This is a genomic window from Variovorax ureilyticus, from assembly GCF_050632185.1.
Taxonomy (GTDB): Bacteria; Pseudomonadota; Gammaproteobacteria; order Burkholderiales; family Burkholderiaceae_C; genus Variovorax; species Variovorax ureilyticus_A.
In genome coordinates this window covers 2580237-2599805 of sequence record NZ_CP192579.1, presented here as the reverse complement: position 1 = coordinate 2599805, position 19569 = coordinate 2580237, and the positions used below count along the sequence as shown (strand labels likewise).

The following is a 19569-nucleotide window of genomic DNA, read 5'->3' as shown; positions in this document are numbered from 1 at the left end:
GCGGAGCCGGCTCTGCCGGGCCGCCGGTGACGCCCCTTGAGGGGAGGCGGCTACACGCAGTGAGCAAGCAACGGGGTGGTCCTTATCTTGCGGCGCGTTCGGCGGCTTCAAGGGTATTGACGAGAAGCATGGCGCGGGTCATCGGCCCGACACCGCCGGGCACCGGCGTGATCCAGCTCGCGACTTCCTTGACGCCGTCGAAATCCACGTCGCCCGCCAGCTTGCCGTCTTCCTTGCGGTTCATGCCGACGTCGATGATGACCGCACCGGGCTTGACCATGTCCGCCGTCAGGATGTTGCGCTTGCCGACGGCGGCGACCACGACATCGGCCTGGCGCGTGATCGCGCCGAGGTCCTTCGTCGCGCTGTGGCAGATGGTCACCGTGGCGTTCTTGGCCAGCAGCATCATCGCCATCGGCTTTCCCACGATGTTGCTGCGACCGATGACGACGGCGTGCTTGCCGCGCAGGTCGTAGCCGATCGATTCGAGCATCTTCATGCAGCCGTGCGGTGTGCACGGCCAGAAGCCCGGCTGGCCGACCATCAGGGCGCCGGCGCTGGCGACGTGGAAGCCGTCCACGTCCTTGGCCGGCGAGATCGCCTCGATGACACGGTGGCTGTCCATGTGCGGCGGCAGCGGCAGCTGGACCAGGATGCCGTGCACCTTGGGCTCCTCGTTGAGCGCGTGGATGCGTGCGAGCAGCTCGGCCTCGGTCATCGTGGCCGGATAGCGCTCGAGATGGGCGACGAGGCCGGTTTCGCTGCTGTCGTTGACCTTGTGCCTGACGTAGACCTGGCTCGCGGGATCGTCGCCGACCAGCACGATCGCGAGCGTGGGTTCGACGCCGCTCGCCTTGAGCGCCGCGATGCGGTCGGAGACATCGGCGCGGATTTTTCGGGACAGCGCATTGCCGTCGATCAGTTGGGCGGTCATCGTTTGGAGTCTTCCAAGTAAAAACGCCCGCTTGCGCAGGCGTGGGATGCGAGAGGGTGATCGGCTGAGCTGCTAGGCCTTGGCGGGGGCCGCTTGGCCGAGGGCGATCTTCAGCAGATCGGCCACGGTGTTCGCGTTGAGCTTTTCCATGATGTTGGCGCGGTGCGCCTCGACCGTCTTGATGCTGATGCCGAGGTCGTCGGCGATCTGCTTGTTGAGCCGGCCCGCCACGATGCGCTCCAGCACCTGCGCTTCGCGGCCGGTGAGCTTGGACAGCAGGGCGTCGCGGCTGGCGGACTGCTGGTGCTGCGCGAAAGCGCCGCGGGCGTGTTCGAGCATCCGCTCGACCAGGGCGACGAGCGCCTCGTCGTTGAAGGGCTTCTGGATGAAATCCATCGCGCCCTTCTTCATGCTGTCGACCGCCATCGGCACGTCGCCGTGGCCGGTGATCACCACGATCGGCAGCGGCGAGCGGCGTTCGATCAGGCGGTCTTGCAGTTCGATGCCGGACATGCCGCCCATGCGGATGTCGACGATCAGGCAGGCGACTTCGCGCGGGTCGTAGCGGGAGAGGAACGATTCGGCCGAATCGAAGCAGCGGACCCGGTAGTCCTTGCCTTCGAGCAACCATTGCAACGAATCCCGAACCGCCTCGTCGTCATCGACGACATACACCGTGCCCTTCTTGGGAATCAAACTCATGCAGGTACCTTCGCCTCGTTGCTTGCTACGGAATCGATAGCGTCTAACACCGGTATCCAGAAGGAAAAACGGCATCCGACCACATCCGGACCATTGTAGATGTTCTCCGCCTGCATCCGACCGCGGTGGGACTCCACGATGGTGCGGCAAAGGTTTAGGCCGATGCCCATGCCTTCGGGCTTGGTGGAGAAGAAAGCCTCGTAGAGGCGGTCCATGACTTCGGGCGAGAGGCCCATGCCGGTGTCCTGGACCGCGAACTCGACTGCGTTGTGGCCGTCGATGATCTTCGGCAGCACCCGCAGCTCCACACTGCGGCGTGCCAGCGGCCGGTTCGCGAGGTCGATGGATTCGGCGGCGTTCTTCAGCAGGTTGACCATCACCTGCTCGATCAGGATCGGATCGACGCGCAGCACCGGCAGGCGCGCGGCCACGTAGTGGTTCAGGCGCACGTTGCGGCGCCGCAGCTCGATGCCCGCCAGTTCGACCGCTTCGCTGACCATCGTCGCGACCTCGGCCGGTGTGCGGTTGGGCTCGCTGCGTTTCACGAAGGAGCGGATGCGCTGGATGATCTGGCCCGCGCGCTGGGCCTGCTTCGAGGTCTTGTCGAGCGCCGCGAGGAGGGCGTCGGAATCGATCTGGTTGCCCTTGATCCGCGACATCATCCCGTTGCAGTAGTTGGTGATGGCGGTCAGTGGCTGATTGAGCTCGTGCGCCACGCTGGAGGCCATTTCACCCATCGTGATCAGGCGGCTGGCGGCATGCGCCCGGTCGGCCTGCGCAGCAGCCAGGTCCTCGGCATCGCGCCGCGGCGTGATGTCGGTCGCGATCACGAGTTGCGCGAGCCGGCCGTCGACCCAGGTCAGGTAGCGCGAACGCACTTCGAGCCACTTGCCGAGTTCGGGGACGAAGATTTCGTTGTTGGCGGGCTGGGCCGCGGTGAGCTGATCGATCGGGAGCCCGGCGAAGGGGTCCACGTCGTCGAGCTCCTCATCGCGCGTATGCGACGCTGGAACGCCGGCCTGCGCCACCATATTCAGGTGGCCGACGGTGTTGGAGCCGAACCAGAGGCGGTACAGCTTGTTCGCGAACACCAGCTCCTCGCTGCCGAGCGGCGCCACCGACACCGAGGCGTCCAGCGCTTCCAGCACGGTGGTGAAGCGCTCGTAGGAGGCCGACAACTGCTCGCGGATGCGCGTCGGCTCGGTGATGTCGGTCATCGAAGTCATCCAGCCGGTCTGGTGGCCGCGCGCATCGATCAGCGGCGAGACGTACAGCCGCGCGTTGAAGACGCTGCCGTTCTTGCGCTTCACGCGAACCTGGAAGCCGCCGGGGAGCGCGCGGCCGTGCAGTTCTTCCTCGAGGCGCTCGTTCATCACCTCGCGGTCGGATTCCAGCCAGTAGGGGAAAGGCGGTGTCTGGCCGACGAGCTCGTTTTCGCTCCAGCCGGTCATCGCGCAGAACGCCGCGTTCACGTAGGTGATGCGGCCTTCGAGATCGAGCACGCGCATGCCGGTGAGCATCGAGTTCTCCATCGCGCGGCGGAAGTTGGTCTCCGCCACAAGCGCCTGCTGCGCCTGGAGACGGCGCCGGGTGTGGCGCCAGGTGCCGATCAGCATCCAGCTCGTCAGCACACTGAGCGCGCCGACCAGCCAGAAGAGCCCGTTGCCCACGACGCCCTGGGAGGTGCGATAGGCCTGCGCGCGCAGCACCAGCGCATTGCCGACCGGCGAGACCGGCACTTCGTATTCGTTGGTCCGCGCCCTCCACGGCAACAGGCGGTTGCCGGCGCTCTTGGGGCTGGCGACGGTGTTGCCGGCGATCAGGCCGCCCTTGGCGTCGAGCAGCGACACCGCGTAGCGCGCCGAGACTTCCGCCGGCATGCCGTAACGCAACAGGCCGTCGATGGAGAACTCGCCGAGCAGCATGCCCGCGAAGAGCCCTTGGTCGAACAGCGGGATGTGAAGCTGCAGCATCGGCGCCGGATCACCCTGCGCCAGCGGTTGCGAGAACACCGGCTGCCGCAACTCGCGCGCCAGGGCGTAGTTGCTCTCGGTGTCGCCGGGTCGCAGCACTTCGCCGACCGCTCGTTGCTGTGCCGGATGCACGCTTGGCGCCGCATAGCTGGCCTTGACGCGGCGACGGTCGTCGAGCCAGGTGACCACCTGGAGTTCGGGGAACTGGCTGACCAGCGACTCGGCGCGGCTGGTGAATTCGGCGGCGTCGATCTCGCGGTTGGAGGCGTCACGCGCCGGGCGCATGAGCTGCTCCTGGCGCTCGAGCAGCCGCAGGCGCACGCGCTGCTGCGCGTACTCGACGTCGCGCCTGACGGATTCCTGGACGCGCTCCATTTCCTCCGCGCGCAGATACCAGAATGCCGAGACGATGGCCGCGAGAAAAAGCAGCACGGCCGCGAGCGGCGCGAGCATCGCCACCGCGTCCTGCAGCATCGGCGTCTGCCGGCGCCACCAGCGGCGCCACCATGAAAGCGGCGAAGCATGCACCGCGCTGCGCGCGACCGCGATCGGGGAGGTTAAGGGCATCGGTCGAGTTTAGGTGATCACCTTTCGGACGGGGTGTCAACCGCCCCATTCACAGATGAGGACGGGAGGGGGAACTCGTGAAAAACCGGCCGAAGTTCTGCCCTCTAATTTCATATTAAGAAAACAGCATGCACTATTTGAAATCGCCGAATTTCTGTGAGAAACTCCCGCGGGCTGCCAATCCGGCACTAAATTACTGCCACAACCCCCTCAAAAAGGAGACAAGCATGTCGGCGAATCCTCAGAACCTCTTCGGTTCGGCCGCTAACGATCAAGACGCGCAGGAAACGCGCGAATGGATGGATGCCCTTTCGGCAGTCATCGAAAGCGAGGGGCCGGAAAGGGCGCATTTCCTGCTCGAGCAATTGCTCGAACATGCCCGTCAGAACAGCATCGACAAACCGTTCTCGGCCAATACGGCCTACGTGAACACCATCGAGCCCGACCAGGAAGAGCGCGTCCCGGGCAACATCGAAATCGAAGAGCGCCTGCGTTCCTACATGCGCTGGAACGCGATGGCCATGGTCGTGAAGGCCAACCGCCACCATCCGCCCGAAGGCGGTGACCTCGGCGGCCACATTGGCTCCTTCGCCTCGCTGGCGACCATGTTCGGCGCCGGCTTCAACCACTTCTGGCACGCAGAGAGCGAAGACCATGGCGGCGACTGCCTCTACATCCAGGGCCACGTCTCGCCCGGCATCTACGCCCGCGCCTACCTCGAGGGCCGGCTGACCGAAGAGCAACTGCTCAACTTCCGCCAGGAAGTGGACGGCAAGGGGCTGTCGAGCTACCCGCATCCGAAGCTGATGCCCGAGTTCTGGCAGTTCCCGACGGTTTCGATGGGCCTCGGCCCGCTGATGGCGATCTATCAGGCGCGCTTTCTCAAATACCTGCACGCGCGCGGCATCGCCAACACCGAGAACCGCAAGGTCTGGGTCTTCTGCGGCGACGGCGAGATGGACGAGGTCGAGTCGCTCGGCGCGATCAGCCTCGCGGCGCGCGAGAACCTCGACAACCTGATCTTCGTCATCAACTGCAACCTGCAGCGCCTGGACGGCCCGGTGCGCGGCAACGGCAAGATCATCCAGGAGCTCGAAGGCGAGTTCCGCGGCTCGGGCTGGAACGTCATCAAGCTGCTGTGGGGCAGCAACTGGGACCCGCTGCTGGCGCGCGACAAGGAAGGCGCGCTGCGCAAGATCATGATGGAGACGAACGACGGCGACTACCAGTCGTTCAAGGCCAACGACGGTGCCTACGTGCGCAAGCACTTCTTCGGCCGCGACCCGCGCACGCTCGAGATGGTCGCCAAGATGAGCGACGACGAGATCTGGGCGCTGCGCCGCGGCGGCCATGATCCGCAGAAGGTCTACGCAGCCTTCCACTCGGCCGTGCACCACAAGGGCCAGCCCACGGTGCTGCTGATCAAGACCGTCAAGGGCTTCGGCATGGGCAAGATCGGCGAAGGCAAGAACACCGTCCACCAGACGAAGAAGCTTGGCGACGAGGACATCAAGGCCTTTCGCGACCGCTTCAACATTCCGATCCCGGACAGCCAGATCGAAGACCTGCCGTTCTACAAGCCGGCCGACGACACCCCGGAAATGAAGTACCTGCACGAGCGCCGCAAGGCCCTCGGCGGCTACCTGCCGCATCGCCGCACCAAGGCCGACGAGAGCTTCACCGTGCCCTCGCTCGAAACCTTCAAGGCCGTGCTCGAGCCGACCGCCGAAGGCCGCGAGATCTCGACCACGCAGGCCTACGTCCGCTTCCTCACGCAACTGCTGCGCGACCGAGGCGCTCGGCCCGCGCGTGGTGCCGATCCTCGTCGACGAGGCGCGCACCTTCGGCATGGAGGGCCTGTTCCGCCAGGTCGGCATCTACAACCCCGCGGGGCAGCAGTACACGCCGGTCGACAAGGACCAGGTCATGTACTACAAGGAAGACAAGTCCGGCCAGATCCTCCAGGAAGGCATCAACGAAGCCGGCGGCATGTCGAGCTGGATCGCGGCGGCGACGTCGTACAGCACGAACAACCGGATCATGGTGCCGTTCTACGTGTACTACTCGATGTTCGGCTTCCAGCGCATCGGCGACCTCGCCTGGGCGGCGGGCGACATGCAGGCGCGGGGCTTCTTGCTTGGCGGCACCTCGGGCCGCACCACGCTGAACGGCGAAGGCCTGCAACATGAGGATGGCCACAGCCACATCCTCGCGAACACGATCCCGAACTGCGTCAGCTACGACCCGACCTTCGCACACGAAGTCGGCGTGATCCTGCACCATGGCCTCAAGCGCATGGTCGAGAAGCAGGACAACGTCTACTACTACCTCACGCTGCTCAACGAGAACTACGCGATGCCCGGCCTCCAGCCGGGCACCGAGGAGCAGATCATCAAGGGCATGTACCTGTGCAAGCAGGCGCCTGCGCTCAAAGCCAAGTCGCCCAGCGTGCAACTGCTCGGCAGCGGCACCATCCTGCGCGAGAGCATCGCGGCGCAGGAACTGCTCGAGAAGGACTGGGGCGTCAGCGCCGGCGTGTGGAGCTGCCCGAGCTTCAACGAGTTGACGCGCGAGGGCCAGGAGGCCGAGCGCTGGAACCTGCTGCATCCGACCGCGGAGCAGCGCGTGCCTTTCGTCGCGCAACAGCTTTCCGCGAGCACCGGCCCGGTGGTCGCTTCGACCGACTACATGAAGGCCTACGCCGAGCAGATCCGCCCCTTCGTCCCGAAGGGCCGCAACTACAAGGTGCTCGGTACTGACGGCTTCGGCCGCAGCGACTTCCGCTCCAAGCTGCGCGAGCATTTCGAGGTCAACCGCCACTTCATCGTGATTGCGGCGCTCAAGGCCCTGGCCGAGGACGGCACCGTCCCCGTGCAGAAGGTGGCCGACGCGATCAAGAAGTACGGCATCAACGCCGACAAGATCAACCCGCTCTACGCATAAAACACCAACCAACAACCTACTGCGCCCTAGGGCGGGAGACACGATATGGCTACAGTGGAAGTCAAGGTGCCGGACATCGGCGATTTCGAGGAAGTCGCTGTCATTGAAGTGCTGGTGAAGGTCGGCGACACGGTCAAGGCCGAGCAGTCGCTGATCACGGTGGAGTCGGACAAAGCCTCGATGGAGATCCCGTCGAGCCAGGCCGGCGTGGTGAAGGAACTCAAGGTCCAGGTCGGCAGCAAGGTCAGCGAAGGCTCGGTCGTGCTGCTGCTCGAGGCTGAAGGCGTGGCCGCTGCGGCTCCCGCGCCAGCTGCGGCGGCCCCTGCGTCCGCCCCTGCGTCCGCCCCGGCAGCTGCTGCCCCGACACCCGTTGCCGCGGCGCCTGCTGCGGCGGCCGGTCCGATCGAAGTCAAGGTGCCCGACATCGGCGACTTCAAGGACGTCGCGGTGATCGAGGTGCTGGTCAAGCCCGGCGACACGATCAAGGAAGAGCAGTCGCTCATCACCGTCGAGTCGGACAAGGCCTCGATGGAGATTCCGTCGTCCGCCGCCGGCGTGCTCAAGGAACTCAAGGTCAAGGTCGGCGACAAGGTCAACATCGGTGACCTGATCGCGGTGATCGAAGGTTCCGGCGGCGGCGCGGCTGCACCGGCTGCGGCCCAGGCGGCCGCAGCGCCTGCGCCGGCGACCGCATCGGTGTCGGCACCTCCACCGGTGGCGGCGCCTTCGGCATCCGCGGTCGCTCCTGCTGCGCATGATCCGACCGTGGCTCCGAGCGGCAAGCTGCCGCACGCATCGCCGTCGGTGCGCAAGTTCGCGCGCGAGCTCGGCGTGCCGCTCGAGGAAGTGAAGGGCAGCGGACCCAAGGGCCGCATCACGCAGGAAGACGTCCAGAACTTCACCCGGGCCGTGATGAGCGGCGCTGCGACCACCAAGGCCGCAGCCGCCAAGGCGCCGGCCGGCGGCGGCGAGGCGCTCGGCCTGCTGCCGTGGCCCAAGGTCGACTTCACCAAGTTCGGCACCGTCGAGCGCAAGGACCTGTCGCGCATCAAGAAGCTCAGCGGCGCGAACCTGCACCGCAACTGGGTGATGATCCCGCACGTCACCAATAACGACGAAGCGGACATCACCGAGCTCGAAGCCTTCCGCGTCTCCACCAACAAGGAGAACGAGAAGTCGGGCGTCAAGGTGACGATGCTGGCCTTCGTGATCAAGGCGGTGGTCGCGGCGCTCAAGAAATTCCCCGAGTTCAACACCAGCCTCGACGGCGACCAGCTCGTCTACAAGCAGTACTACCACATCGGCTTCGCGGCGGACACGCCCAACGGCCTCGTGGTGCCGGTGCTCAAGGATGCCGACAAGAAGGGCATCATCCAGATCAGCCAGGAGATGGGCGAACTCGCCAAGAAGGCGCGCGACGGCAAGCTCGGCTCGGCCGACATGCAGGGTGGCTGCATGTCGATCAGCTCGCTCGGCGGCATCGGCGGCACGCACTTCACGCCGATCATCAACGCGCCCGAAGTGGCGATCCTCGGCCTCTCCAAGAGCGCGATGAAGCCGGTCTGGGACGGCAAGCAGTTCGTGCCGCGGCTGACCCTGCCGCTGTCGCTGTCGTACGACCACCGTGTCATCGACGGCGCGGCCGCCGCCCGGTTCAACGCCTACCTGGGCCAGGTCCTAGCAGACTACCGTCGCATCCTGCTATGACAACGGTCGTGGCCGTCCGCAAAGGCGGTCAGGTCGTGATGGCTGCCGATTCGCTGGTGACCTTTGGCGACACGCGCTTGTCGTTCAATGCCGAGGCGAACCGGAAGCTCTTCATGGTCAATGATGCGGCCGGCCAGACCATCTTCGCGATGGCCGGCGCTGCGGCGCACTACCTCGTGCTGCAGCATGTGCTGGCCGGGCAGCCGGTGGAGGCGCTGCGCTTCGGCGGCAAGGACGAGATCTTCCAGACCTTCACGCGGCTGCATCCGGTGCTGAAGGACTCGTTCTACCTGCAGACCAAGGAAGACGAGCACGAGCCCTACGAGTCGAGCCAGTTCACGATGCTGATGGCCAATTCGAGCGGGATCTACGGCGTCTACAGCTATCGCGAAGTCTTCGAGTTCAAGCAGTTCTGGAGCATCGGCTCCGGCCGCAGCTTTGCACTCGGCGCGATGCATGCCGCCTACGACAGGGCGCGTTCGGCGCGCGACGTGGCCGAGGCCGGTGTGGCCGCGGCCTGTGAATTCGATCGAAACTCGGCCGGACCGGTCGACTCTCTCACACTCAAACTGAAGGTGTCCAAATGAGCGAAGTACAAGTCAAAGTGCCGGACATCGGCGATTTCAAGGATGTCGCCGTCATCGAGCTGCTCGTGAAGGCGGGCGATGCGGTCAAGGTTGAGCAGTCCCTCATCACGGTGGAGTCGGACAAGGCGTCGATGGAGATTCCGTCGTCGCATGCGGGGGTGGTCAAGTCTGTGGCCGTGAAGGTCGGCGACAAGGTGAGCGAGGGCTCGGTGGTGCTGACGCTCGATGCGGCGGAGGGCGCTGCCGCTGCGCCAGCCCCCGCTCCTGCCGCGCCGGCGGCCGCACCGGCTGCCAAGGCGCCGGCCGCTCCGGTCGCGGCGCCGGTTGCATCGACCTATGCCGGCGGCGTCGATCTCGAATGCGATGTGCTGGTGCTCGGCGCCGGCCCCGGCGGTTACTCGGCGGCTTTCCGTGCGGCCGATCTGGGGCTCAAGGTCGTGCTGGTCGAGCGCTACGCGACGCTCGGCGGCGTCTGCCTCAATGTCGGCTGCATTCCCTCGAAGGCGCTGCTGCACGTTGCGGCGGTCATGGACGAGGTCAAGCACTTCGCCGATCTCGGCGTGAGCTACGGTGATCCCAAGATCGACCGCGCGAAGCTGCTGGCCCACAAGAGCAAGGTGGTCGGCAAGCTGACCGGGGGCCTCGCCTCGATGGCCAAGATGCGCAAGGTGACCACCGTGCGCGGCATCGGCGAATTCGTCGACCCGTACCACCTCAAGGTGCAGGAAACTTCTGGCGACGGCAAGGACCTGAGCGGCAAGTCGCAGACCGTGAAGTTCCGCAACTGCATCATCGCTGCGGGCTCGCAGGCGGTGCAGCTGCCCTTCATGCCGAAGGACGATCCACGCATCGTCGATTCCACCGGCGCGCTGCAGCTCGGCATCGAGCCCAAGCGCATGCTGATCCTGGGCGGCGGCATCATCGGCCTCGAGATGGGCTCGGTGTACTCGACGCTGGGCGCGCGCCTCGACGTGGTCGAAATGCTCGACGGCCTGATGCAGGGCGCGGACCGCGACCTCGTCAAGGTGTGGCAGAAGATGAACGCGCCGCGCTTCGACAACATCATGCTGAAGACCAAGACCGTTGGCGCCGAAGCGACCAAGGACGGCATCCGTGTGACCTTCGAGGGTGAGCAGGCGCCGAAGGAGCCGCAGGTGTACGACCTCGTGCTGCAGGCGGTCGGCCGCAGCCCGAACGGCAAGAAGATCGGTGCCGAGAAGGCCGGCGTCGCGGTGAACGATCGCGGCTTCATCCCGGTCGACGTGCAGATGCGCACGAACGTGCCGCACATCTTCGCGATCGGCGACATCGTGGGCCAGCCGATGCTGGCGCACAAGGCGGTGCACGAAGCGCACGTCGCGGCCGAGGTGATCGCGGGCGAGCAGAAGGGCGACCACGAGCTGGCGAGCGCGGCCTTCAATGCGCGCGTGATCCCGAGCGTGGCCTACACCGATCCGGAAGTGGCCTGGGTCGGCCTCACCGAGGACCGAGGCCAAGGCCGAGGGCGTGAAGGTCGAGAAGGGCCTGTTCCCGTGGACGGCTTCCGGCCGTGCGATCGCGAACGGTCGGGACGAGGGCTTCACGAAGTTGCTGTTCGACGCCGAAACGCACCGCATCGTCGGCGGCGGCATCGTCGGCACCCATGCGGGCGACATGATCGGCGAGATCGCGCTGGCCATCGAGATGGGCGCGGACGCGATCGACATCGGCAAGACCATCCACCCGCATCCGACGCTGGGCGAGAGCATCGGCATGGCGGCGGAGATCGCGCACGGGACCTGCACGGACGTGCCTCCGGTGAGGAAGCGCTGACCCCCAGCCTCGCTCACTGCGTGTAGCGACTGTCGGGCGGCCGCCAGAGGCGGCTGCTCTTCGGGCACGTCCAAGCCTGCGCAGGCAGGCTCGGAGCCGCGGCCCTCAGCCCCCTCCAGGGGGCAACCCCAGCGGGCCGGCGAAGCCGGTTCCGCGGGGTTCCCGAAAATAAAAATCCCGCCAGCGGCGGGATTTTTACGGGCGTTTGAAGGGGTCAGTCGCCTGAAGACTTGAGGCTGTCGTCCTGCGCGGAAAGCACGCGGCGTGCGCCGCTGAAGCGGCGCTGCCAGTAGCTGCCGCTCATGTCTTCCAGGCGAACCTGCGCGCCAGGCTTGGGCGAGTGGATGAACTTGCCTTCGCCGACGTAGATGCCGACATGGCTGAACGCACGGCGCATGGTATTGAAGAAGACAAGGTCACCGGGCTTGAGCTCGCTGCGGTCGATCTTCTGGGTCGCTGCGGCCTGCTCCTCCGCGCGGCGGGGAAGCAGATGGCCGACCGTCTGGTTGTACATCGCGCGGACGAAACCGCTGCAGTCAAAACCGGTCTCAACCGTGTTGCCGCCGCGGCGGTAAGGAACGCCCAGGAAACCCATGGTCGTGACCACGAGGTCGGACGTGCGGTCGACGACCGTCTGGCGCACCTGCTGGAACTGGCCCTTCAGGCTCTTGTCGACGACCCCTGCTTCAACGGCGGTGTCATCGCCGAAGTCCGGACGCTGCAGCGGCGCGGCGTGAACCGAGATCGCGAGCAGCAGGCTGGCGGTGAGTAGGATTAAACGCATGGCGCGTAAGGATATGGACGACACCTCAGGGTGTCAATTTGAAGCGAAGTCGCGATTTTGCACGTAACTTCTTGCTGCCCATGGGTTTTTTGATCCTCTCATATCAAAAAATGTAAATGTTTCGGTTATCCCCCATAAGCGTCGCCCAGCGTGTAATGCAAAAGTCTTTCAAATTGGATGGAATGACCAAACGATTGCAAATCCCGTTCCTTCGAAAGATGCGCATGAAATCCTTGTCGATGAATTGCCGCGCATGGGCTGCGTGGCTTCTCTGGGGGTGGCCGCAGCGGCGAGCACGGCGGCCGCGGCGCCGAGGCCGGAAGTGATCGCGTCCGGACTCGAGAACCCGTGGGGCGTGGCTTTTCTGCCGGGCGGCCGGTTCCTCGTGACCGAGCGACCGGGCAGGCTTCGCGTGGTCGGCCCCGATGGCAAGGTCGGTGCGCCGGTGAGGGGACTCCCGCCCATCGCCGCCGGCGGGCAAGGTGGCCTGCTGGATGTGCTGGCCGATTCCGGCTTCGAGAAGAACCGGACTGTCTACTTCTGCTTCTCCGAGCCCGATCCGGACAACAGCGCGGCCAACAGCACCGCGCTCGCCCGCGCCCGGCTGTCGACCGATGGCGGGCAGCTCGAAGACCTCAGGATCATCTTCAGCCAGCAGCCGAAGGTGGTCAGCCGCAACCACTTCGGCTGCCGGATCGTGGAAATGCCGGACGGGACGCTCTTTCTCACGCTGGGCGAGCGCTTCAGCCGCAAGGAGGACGCGCAGAAGCTCGACAACCATCTCGGCAAGATCGTGCGCGTCGGCAAGGACGGTGCGGTGCCGAAGGACAACCCCTTCGTCGGCAAGCCGGGCGTGCTGCCCGAGATCTGGAGCTACGGCCATCGCAACAGCCAGGGCGCGACGCTGGGGCCGGACGGCAAGCTGTGGATGCACGAACACGGCCCGCAGGGCGGTGACGAGATCAACATCCCGCAGGCCGGCCGCAACTACGGATGGCCGGTGATCACGTACGGCGAGAACTACGGCGCCGGCAAGATCGGCGAAGGCATCACGCACAAGGAAGGCATGGAGCAGCCGCTTCACTACTGGGTGCCTTCGATCGCGCCTTCGGGCATGGCGTTCCTGACCAGCGACCGTTACGGGGCAGCGTGGAAGGGCAATCTCTTCATCGGCTCGCTGAAGTTCGGGTATCTCGATCGCATCGAGCTCAAGGACGGCAAGGTGGCCGGCGAGCACAAGCTGCTCGAAGAAGGCCGCGCGCGCATCCGCGACGTCAAGCAGGGGCCGGACGGCCTGCTCTACATCCTGACGGACGAGTCCAACGGCAAGCTGATGCGCTTGCTGCCGGATTAGGGCCCGGGCGCTTGTTCGATAATTCGGCCCTTCCGAAAGACACTCCTCTCATGCTGCTCGACGCATCGCAATCCCAACTGGTTCTGGTCGACTATCAGGTGCGCCTGATGCCCGCGATCTTCGAGGCCGACGCCGTCGCGAAAAATGCGGTGCGCCTCGGCAAGTTGGCGCAACTCATGGGCGTGCCGGTCTTCGGCACCGAACAGAACCCGTCCAAGCTCGGCGAGAACCTGCCGGACATCCGCGCGCTGTGCCAGCGCACGCTCGCCAAGATGCAGTTCAGCGGCGCGGAAGAGGGCCTCGGCGAGTGGCTTCGTGCGCCGGCCAAGGCGCCGCAAGGCAATGCGCGCAGCCTGCCCAAGCACCTTCAGAAGCAGCAGGCGGTCGAGGAACGCAACACCATCGTGATCGCCGGCTGCGAAGCGCATGTGTGCCTTCTGCAGACCGCGCTCGATCTGCTGGAGGACGAATTCGACGTGTGGGTCGTGACCGATGCCTGCAGTTCGCGCACCGAGCGCAACCGCGATGCCGCCTTCGACCGGCTGGCCGGCGCGGGCGCAGAGCTCGTGACCACCGAGATGGTCGGCTTCGAATGGATGCGCACGGCAGAGCATCCGCGCTTCAAGGAATTGCAGGCGCTGATCCGCTGAGCGCGATCAGTCGACCTTCAGCGAGCCCAGCCGCTCCACGATCAGGTCGTGCAGCGACTGCGCAGCGACTGACAGGCTTCCTTCGCGCCGCTGCACCAGATGCACCGTGCGCGTGAGTCCGGCCACCGGAACCGGCCGCGTCACCAGCGTTTCGCGGCGGAAGTGGAACAGCGTGAGCGCCGGCACGATGCTCACGCCGAGCCCGGCCTCGACGAGGCCCGTCACCGTCGCGAGGTGCTCCACCTCGAACACTGCGTCGAGCCGCATCGGATGCAGCGCCGCATCCAGCGACTGGCGCACGCTGCTGTTGCGCGCCATCTGGATGAAGGGCCAGCGCGCGATCTTCCTGAGTGTGAGGCGCGGCTCTTGGGCGAGCGGATGGTCGGCGCGGCACACGAGGTGAAAGCGGTCGGTGCACAGCGTGCGGCTGCGAAGGTCGTTGCCTTCCGACGCGCCAGCGCCTGAAGCTGCAAGCGCGAAGTCCGCCTGCCCGCCGCGCACCAGTGCCAGGCAGGCATCCGACAGCGCATCGTTCAGGTCGATCGTGATGCCCGGCCACTTCTGCATGAATTCGGCGAACACACCCGGCAGCCAGCCTGCCGCGAGCGAGGGCAGGGCGGCCACGCGGACGCGGCCCTTGCGCCGCTCGACATGATCCGCCAGATCGCGGATCGCACCGCCCATGTCCTCGAGCAGCCGACGCGCCGAACCCTCGAAGAGCCGCCCCTCCGGCGTGAGCTGCACGCTGCGTGTGTCGCGGTCGAATAGGCGCGTGCCGAGATCGTCCTCGAGCGCACGGATGAGCGCGCTGAAGGCCGGCTGCGACAAGTGGCAGGTCTCGGCCGCGCGTGTGAAGTTGCGCTGGTCCGCCAGCGCCAGAAAGGCCCGCAGCTGGCGGGTCGAGAGCTCCGGCGTCTTCATGATTGATCCGCCATTTCGATTAATTCATCTGAATTTTCGATTTTACGGATGATGAACGGAGTTCTAGAGTCAGTGGCATGGACAACCCTCCGCTTCTCATCGGCTGCGCCGCGGGCTTCTCCGGTGACCGGATCGATGCCGCCGGCCCGGTGGTCGATACCCTGATTGCGCGGCTCGAAACCGGCCCCGCGGGCCAGCGTGCCTTCCTGATCTTCGAGACCCTGGCCGAACGCACGCTGGCGCTGGCGCAGCTTCGGCGGCGAGCCGATCCGGAGGCGGGCTACGAGCCCTTGCTCGATGCCATGCTGCGGCCCGTGCTGTCGCGCTGTCTCGCGAACGGCATCCGCATCGTGAGCAACTTCGGCGCGGCCAACCCACGCGCTGCGGCGCGGCTCATCGCGCGCCTCGCGCGGGAGCTGGGAGCCGAAGCGCCGCGCATCGCGGTGGTCGAGGGCGACGACCTCTCGTCGCCCGAGCATCTCGCGCTGTTGCGCGAGCGGTTGGGAGCACGGATGGATGGCATCCGCATCGTCAGCGCGAATGCCTACATCGGCGCGGAGCCGATCAGAGAGGCGCTCGATGCCGGCGCGCAGATCGTGGTGTGCGGCCGCGTGGCCGACCCGTCGCTCACGGTCGGGCCGGCCCTGTCGCACTTTGGCTGGCGCAGCGACGACTGGGAGAGGCTCGGCCGCGCCACCATGGCGGGGCATCTTCTGGAATGCGGCGTACAGGTTTGCGGCGGCTATTTCGCCGATCCCGGCTACAAGGACGTGCCGGACCTCGAAGCAGTCGGCTTCCCGATTGCGGTGATCGATGCGGATGGCGGCTGCACGATCGGCAAGGCCGACGGCACCGGCGGGCTGGTGAGCGAGGCGACCGTCAAGGAGCAACTGCTCTACGAAGTGCACGACCCGAGCGCCTATCTGACACCCGATGTGGTCGCCGACATCTCCGAGGCCGAGGTCCATGCGCTCGACCACCGCGACTGCGTGGCGTTGCGTGGCGTGAAGGGCCATCCGAGGCCGTCGCACTACAAGGTCAACGTGTGCCACGAAGGCGGGTGGCTGGCAGAAGGCGAGATCTCCTATGCCGGACCACGCGCCGAGGCGCGTGCCGGGCTTGCGGCGGATGTACTCCGCAAGCGCCTGCCGGCACTGCAACTGCGCGTGGACCTCATCGGCGCGGTCAGCGTGTTCGGCGACGACGCGGGCCGGACGCTCGCTGCCACCGCAGATGAGGGCCTGCGCGACGTGCGCCTTCGCGTGGCCGCAGCCCACGACGATCGCGCGCAGGCCGAGCGGCTCGTGCGCGAAGTCGTGGCGCTCTACACCTGCGGACCGGCCGGCGGGGGTGGCGTGCGGACCGCGCTCACGCCGCGCCTCAGCACCCTCTCGTGCCTGCTGCCGCGCGAGGCGGTGCCGGTGCGCCATGTTTTCATCGAGGAGGTTGCCCAATGAGCGCGCACATCGACGTGCCCCTCTATCGCGCCGCGCACGGGCGCACCGGCGACAAGGGCGATCGCTCCAACATCAGTGTGATCGCATGGCATCCCGACCTCTATCCGCTGCTGGTGGCGCAGATCACGCCCGAGGCCGTCGCCGCGCAATTCCGGCGCCGCCATCCGACCCAGGTGCAGCGCTTTCTGCTGCCGAAGCTGCAGGCGATGAACTTCGTGCTCGACGGCGTGCTCGATGGCGGCGTGAACGATGCGCTGAATCTCGACACGCACGGCAAGGCGCTGTCCTTCCTGCTGCTCGACTTTCCGGTTCGCGTGCCCCTGGCACTCGTCCACAGGCTCGCGGGCCCCGACGAACACTGAATTCCTTTTGCGACCTTCAACCATCCAGGAGACTACCGATGAATCGCTTCACTTCCTTCGCGCTGGCTGCCGTGCTGGCCGCCTCGGCGGCGCATGCCGAGGGCTTTCCGGACAAGCCGATCACCTTCGTCGTGCCGTTTGCAGCGGGCACGGCCACGGACCAGATCGCGCGCGCACTGGGCAACGGCGTGACCGCGGAGACAAAGCAGGCGGTGGTCATCGACAACAAGGCCGGAGCGAGCGGCTTCATCGCGTCGCAGCAGGTGGCCAAGGCGCCGGCCGACGGCTACACGGTGCTCATCACGACCAACACCACGCATGCGGCCAACGAGCATCTGTTCAAGCGGCTGCCCTACGACCCGTTGAAGGACTACGCACCGATCGCCGCGCTGGGCAAGGGCGGGCAGATCATGGTGGTCAATCCCTCGTCCCCTGCGAAGACGGTGGCCGACTTCGTCGCCATGGCGAAGAAGTCGCCGGGCAAGTACAGCTTCGGCAGTGGCAGTTCGTCGAGCCGGATCGCGGGCGAGCTGTTCCAGCAGATGGCTGACATCAAGCTGCTGCACGTCCCGTACAAGAGCAACACGCTCGCGGTCACGGACCTGCTGGGCGGGCAGATCGACATGATGATCACCGACACCGCGACCGGCCTGCCGCAGGTCAAGTCCGGCAAGCTCCGCGCGCTGGGTGTGTCGGGCTCGAAGCGTTCTCCGCTGGCGCCTGAAGTCCCGACGATCGCGGAGGCTGGCGTGAAGGATTACGAGATGGGCTACTGGTTTGCCGCCTACGCGCCCGCCAGGACGCCGCCGGCGGTGGTCAAGCGTCTGAACGAACTGCTGGTGCAGGCCGCGAGGAGCGATGTCGCGAAGGCCGCGTTCTACGAACCGACCGGCACCGACGTCTTCACCACCTCGCCCGAAGACCTCGCGAAGTTCCAGGCTGCCGAGTCGCAGAAGTGGGGCCGCATCGTGAAGGCCGCCGGCATCGAGGCCGAGTAGGCCATGCGCCGATCGGGCTACTTCTGGAGCCGTCGGTAGGCGCTGAAATGCCGGATCGCCTCGCGCCGGTGGCCGAGGTGGTCGTAAAGGCGCCCGACGTTGAAGTGCGCGTCGCCGATGCTCGGGTCGAGATCCAGGCAGTGCTCGTAGGACCGGATCGCTTCGTCGAGCCGCCCCAGGTCTTCAAGTGCCACCGCCCGGTTGAAGTGCAGCAGCGGCACATCGGGGAGCCGGCGCAGCGCGCCGTCGTAGAGCTCGGCGGCCTCGGCCCGGCGGTCGGTTTCGCAGAGGATCGCGCCGAGGTTCAGGTAAGCGTCCGCGTGATCGGGCGCGATCGTCAGGACGGTGCGGTAGGTGGTTTCCGCGGCCTTCATGTCGGTGGATTCGAGCGCTTCCGCACGCGCGAAGAGCTCGTCCGCCGACACGGGGGCGCGGCTGCACGGCGCCGCCGGTCCACGAAGGCGACCGAGCCGCGCGTTGCGGCCACATCGAAATCCATCAGCAACTGGCCCGTCTCGGCTTCCCACTGGCTCTCGCGGTCGCGCACCGCGATGGCATTTCCGACCGCGGTGATACGCAGTCCGGTCAGCGGCAGCTCTTCCGGCAGCGTGGCCTTCAGGCGCTGCAGCGCGCGGAGGATCTTGCGCGTCGGGATGTCGGCCTGCTGCAGATCGTGCGCGGTGCGCAGCAGCACCACGTCACGGAACGAGAAGCGGTAGGTGTTGCGCGGCCCGCGCCTGGGGTTCACGAAGCCGCTCGCGATCAGTCCCGTGATGGCGCTGCGCGAGAGGCCCAGCATCTCCTGGATGCCGCGCAGGGTGTGCGGCGTTTCGTGATGGTCGAGCGTCACTTCCTGGATCGCGCCTTGGCGGGTGGCGCCTCGACTGCGGCCTTGGCGGCCCGCTTGGCGCCCTTGCGTTCGTTCGCGACCATGGGTGTGACGACTTCCTCGGCGGGCGCCCGGGCGGGTCGCTTGCCCGCGCCGGACTTCGCGAGGCTGGCCTTCAGCATTTCGGTGAGGTCGATGATCTGCCCGCTGCTGGCGGCCTCTTCGTGGTGTTCGACCGCGACCACCTGCTTGCCGGCGATCTTCGCGTCGATCGCCGCGAGGATGCGCTTCTTCTCCTCGTCGACGAACTGTGCCGGGTCGTAGCTGTCCTGCGAGATCTGCTCGATGAGCTGCAGCGCGAGCTTCACTTCGGCGTCCGAGGGCGTGACTTCCTCGATCTGGAGTTCCTTCATCGAGCGCACTTCGTCCGCGTAGAGCAGTTGCTGGAGCACCAGGCCGTCCTCGTGCGCGCGCACCTGCACCACGTACTGCTTGCCCTTCCAGGTCCACTTGGCGAGCGCGCACTGGCCGCTCTTGCGCATGGCGGCGAGCAGCAGGGTGTAGGGCTTCGCGCCGCGCTTGTCGGGGGCGAGGTAGTAGGCCTTGTCGTAGTAGATCGGATCGACCGCCTGCCCGGGAATGAAGGCGACGATCTCGATGGCATGGGTCGCGCTGTCCTCGACCGCCTTGAGTTCGTCGGGCGTGAAGATCACGTAGCGGTCCTTCTCGAATTCGTAGCCTTTCACCATCTCCGAGCGAGGCACGACGATCGACGGGTCCTTCTCCGAGACGTACTGCTGCTTGACGCGTGAGCCGTCCTTCGCGAGCAGGTTGAAGCGGACCGTCGCGCTGCTTTCCGTGGCGGAGTAGAGCTTGACCGGGATGGAAACCAGGCCAAAGCTGAGCGACAACGAAGCCAGTGAACGAGCAGCCATGCAGACCTCCGGGGGTGGCGTGGGGGCGAGCCCGGCCCAAGAATGCCACGTTCC

15 protein-coding genes and 2 pseudogenes are annotated in these 19569 nt (G+C 66.2%); 9 read left to right on the top strand and 8 right to left on the bottom strand.

Annotated elements, in window-relative coordinates; all coding sequences use genetic code 11:
- Window positions 1-82 precede the first annotated feature (82 nt).
- The 3 genes from folD to ACQ858_RS12820 all read right to left on the bottom strand — a co-directional run bounded on the left by folD (window position 83) and on the right by ACQ858_RS12820 (window position 4176).
- Window positions 83-934: a bifunctional methylenetetrahydrofolate dehydrogenase/methenyltetrahydrofolate cyclohydrolase FolD gene (gene folD / locus ACQ858_RS12830; RefSeq protein WP_431273119.1), complete on the bottom strand. Its 852-nt coding sequence runs from the start codon at window positions 932-934 to the stop codon at window positions 83-85.
- Between the two features lie 72 nt (window positions 935-1006).
- On the bottom strand, window positions 1007-1636 hold the full coding sequence (locus tag ACQ858_RS12825; RefSeq protein ID WP_028253580.1) for a response regulator transcription factor: 630 nt from the start codon (window positions 1634-1636) through the stop codon (window positions 1007-1009).
- Window positions 1633-4176 carry a PAS domain-containing sensor histidine kinase gene (locus tag ACQ858_RS12820; protein ID WP_431273118.1) on the bottom strand — a complete coding sequence of 848 codons (2544 nt, stop codon included), beginning with the start codon at window positions 4174-4176 and terminating at the stop codon, window positions 1633-1635. Before ACQ858_RS12820 ends, ACQ858_RS12825 begins: the two co-directional genes overlap by 4 nt.
- 227 nt (window positions 4177-4403) lie before the next feature.
- Here ACQ858_RS12820 and aceE point away from each other — a divergent pair.
- From aceE to lpdA, 4 genes and pseudogenes are all read left to right on the top strand, one after another.
- Window positions 4404-7119, top strand: a pseudogene (aceE, locus tag ACQ858_RS12815) (pyruvate dehydrogenase (acetyl-transferring), homodimeric type).
- Between the two features lie 45 nt (window positions 7120-7164).
- A complete protein-coding gene (gene aceF, locus ACQ858_RS12810; protein ID WP_431273117.1) occupies window positions 7165-8826 on the top strand; it encodes a dihydrolipoyllysine-residue acetyltransferase in 1662 nt (553 codons plus the stop codon).
- The gene (locus ACQ858_RS12805) at window positions 8823-9413 is read left to right on the top strand and encodes an MFS transporter (protein WP_431273116.1); all 591 of its coding nucleotides are present in this window, start codon (window positions 8823-8825) and stop codon (window positions 9411-9413) included. Before aceF ends, ACQ858_RS12805 begins: the two co-directional genes overlap by 4 nt.
- A pseudogene (lpdA, locus tag ACQ858_RS12800) lies at window positions 9410-11225 on the top strand (dihydrolipoyl dehydrogenase). Before ACQ858_RS12805 ends, lpdA begins: the two are co-directional and overlap by 4 nt.
- Before the next feature lie 214 nt (window positions 11226-11439).
- On the opposite strand, the gene ACQ858_RS12795 reads toward lpdA, so the two are convergent.
- Window positions 11440-12009 carry a C40 family peptidase gene (locus ACQ858_RS12795; protein WP_431273115.1) on the bottom strand — a complete coding sequence of 190 codons (570 nt, stop codon included), beginning with the start codon at window positions 12007-12009 and terminating at the stop codon, window positions 11440-11442.
- Window positions 12010-12262: 253 nt separating this feature from the next.
- On the opposite strand from ACQ858_RS12795, the gene ACQ858_RS12790 reads away from it, so the two are divergent.
- Window positions 12263-13363 (top strand): PQQ-dependent sugar dehydrogenase, encoded by a 1101-nt coding sequence (locus tag ACQ858_RS12790; protein WP_431273114.1) that lies wholly within the window; start codon window positions 12263-12265, stop codon window positions 13361-13363.
- 50 nt (window positions 13364-13413) lie between these two features.
- Window positions 13414-14013 carry an isochorismatase family protein gene (locus ACQ858_RS12785; protein WP_431273113.1) on the top strand — a complete coding sequence of 200 codons (600 nt, stop codon included), beginning with the start codon at window positions 13414-13416 and terminating at the stop codon, window positions 14011-14013.
- Window positions 14014-14019: 6 nt separating this feature from the next.
- On the opposite strand, the gene ACQ858_RS12780 is transcribed toward ACQ858_RS12785, so the two are convergent.
- A complete protein-coding gene (locus tag ACQ858_RS12780) occupies window positions 14020-14934 on the bottom strand; it encodes a LysR family transcriptional regulator (protein WP_431273112.1) in 915 nt (304 codons plus the stop codon).
- 77 nt (window positions 14935-15011) lie between these two features.
- Between ACQ858_RS12780 and ACQ858_RS12775 the strand changes: the two genes are divergently transcribed.
- From ACQ858_RS12775 to ACQ858_RS12765, 3 genes are read left to right on the top strand one after another with little or no spacing between them, the layout of a single operon-like run.
- The gene (locus tag ACQ858_RS12775; RefSeq protein ID WP_431273111.1) at window positions 15012-16391 is read left to right on the top strand and encodes an acyclic terpene utilization AtuA family protein; all 1380 of its coding nucleotides are present in this window, start codon (window positions 15012-15014) and stop codon (window positions 16389-16391) included.
- Window positions 16388-16753, top strand: a complete 366-nt coding sequence (locus tag ACQ858_RS12770) for an AtuA-related protein (RefSeq protein ID WP_431273110.1) — start codon at window positions 16388-16390, stop codon at window positions 16751-16753. Before ACQ858_RS12775 ends, ACQ858_RS12770 begins: the two co-directional genes overlap by 4 nt.
- Before the next feature lie 38 nt (window positions 16754-16791).
- The gene (locus tag ACQ858_RS12765; RefSeq protein WP_431273109.1) at window positions 16792-17751 is read left to right on the top strand and encodes a Bug family tripartite tricarboxylate transporter substrate binding protein; all 960 of its coding nucleotides are present in this window, start codon (window positions 16792-16794) and stop codon (window positions 17749-17751) included.
- 17 nt (window positions 17752-17768) lie between these two features.
- Here ACQ858_RS12765 and ACQ858_RS12760 read toward each other — a convergent pair whose 3' ends face one another.
- The 3 genes from ACQ858_RS12760 to ACQ858_RS12750 are packed head-to-tail and all read right to left on the bottom strand — an operon-like array spanning window position 17769 to window position 19515.
- A complete protein-coding gene (locus ACQ858_RS12760; protein WP_431276848.1) occupies window positions 17769-18125 on the bottom strand; it encodes a tetratricopeptide repeat protein in 357 nt (118 codons plus the stop codon).
- Entirely contained in the window at window positions 18122-18601 is a 480-nt protein-coding gene (locus tag ACQ858_RS12755) for a MerR family transcriptional regulator (protein WP_431276946.1), read from the bottom strand. The genes ACQ858_RS12760 and ACQ858_RS12755 overlap by 4 nt, the downstream gene beginning before the upstream one ends.
- On the bottom strand, window positions 18598-19515 hold the full coding sequence (locus tag ACQ858_RS12750) for a Ku protein (RefSeq protein WP_431273108.1): 918 nt from the start codon (window positions 19513-19515) through the stop codon (window positions 18598-18600). The genes ACQ858_RS12755 and ACQ858_RS12750 overlap by 4 nt, the downstream gene beginning before the upstream one ends.
- Window positions 19516-19569: the final 54 nt, after the last annotated feature.

Bases quoted from the DNA above. Each gene is read 5' to 3' on its own strand.
- ACQ858_RS12765 (WP_431273109.1), top strand. From the start codon at position 16,792: ATGAATCGCTTCACTTCCTTCGCGCTGGCTGCCGTGCTGGCCGCCTCG.
- ACQ858_RS12820 (WP_431273118.1), bottom strand. From the start codon at position 4,176: ATGCCCTTAACCTCCCCGATCGCGGTCGCGCGCAGCGCGGTGCATGCT.
- ACQ858_RS12785 (WP_431273113.1), top strand. From the start codon at position 13,414: ATGCTGCTCGACGCATCGCAATCCCAACTGGTTCTGGTCGACTATCAG.
- ACQ858_RS12770 (WP_431273110.1), top strand. From the start codon at position 16,388: ATGAGCGCGCACATCGACGTGCCCCTCTATCGCGCCGCGCACGGGCGC.
- ACQ858_RS12775 (WP_431273111.1), top strand. From the start codon at position 15,012: ATGGACAACCCTCCGCTTCTCATCGGCTGCGCCGCGGGCTTCTCCGGT.
- ACQ858_RS12790 (WP_431273114.1), top strand. From the start codon at position 12,263: ATGGGCTGCGTGGCTTCTCTGGGGGTGGCCGCAGCGGCGAGCACGGCG.
- folD (WP_431273119.1), bottom strand. From the start codon at position 934: ATGACCGCCCAACTGATCGACGGCAATGCGCTGTCCCGAAAAATCCGC.
- aceF (WP_431273117.1), top strand. From the start codon at position 7,165: ATGGCTACAGTGGAAGTCAAGGTGCCGGACATCGGCGATTTCGAGGAA.
- ACQ858_RS12750 (WP_431273108.1), bottom strand. From the start codon at position 19,515: ATGGCTGCTCGTTCACTGGCTTCGTTGTCGCTCAGCTTTGGCCTGGTT.
- ACQ858_RS12795 (WP_431273115.1), bottom strand. From the start codon at position 12,009: ATGCGTTTAATCCTACTCACCGCCAGCCTGCTGCTCGCGATCTCGGTT.
- ACQ858_RS12780 (WP_431273112.1), bottom strand. From the start codon at position 14,934: ATGAAGACGCCGGAGCTCTCGACCCGCCAGCTGCGGGCCTTTCTGGCG.
- ACQ858_RS12825 (WP_028253580.1), bottom strand. From the start codon at position 1,636: ATGAGTTTGATTCCCAAGAAGGGCACGGTGTATGTCGTCGATGACGAC.
- ACQ858_RS12760 (WP_431276848.1), bottom strand. From the start codon at position 18,125: ATGAAGGCCGCGGAAACCACCTACCGCACCGTCCTGACGATCGCGCCC.
- ACQ858_RS12805 (WP_431273116.1), top strand. From the start codon at position 8,823: ATGACAACGGTCGTGGCCGTCCGCAAAGGCGGTCAGGTCGTGATGGCT.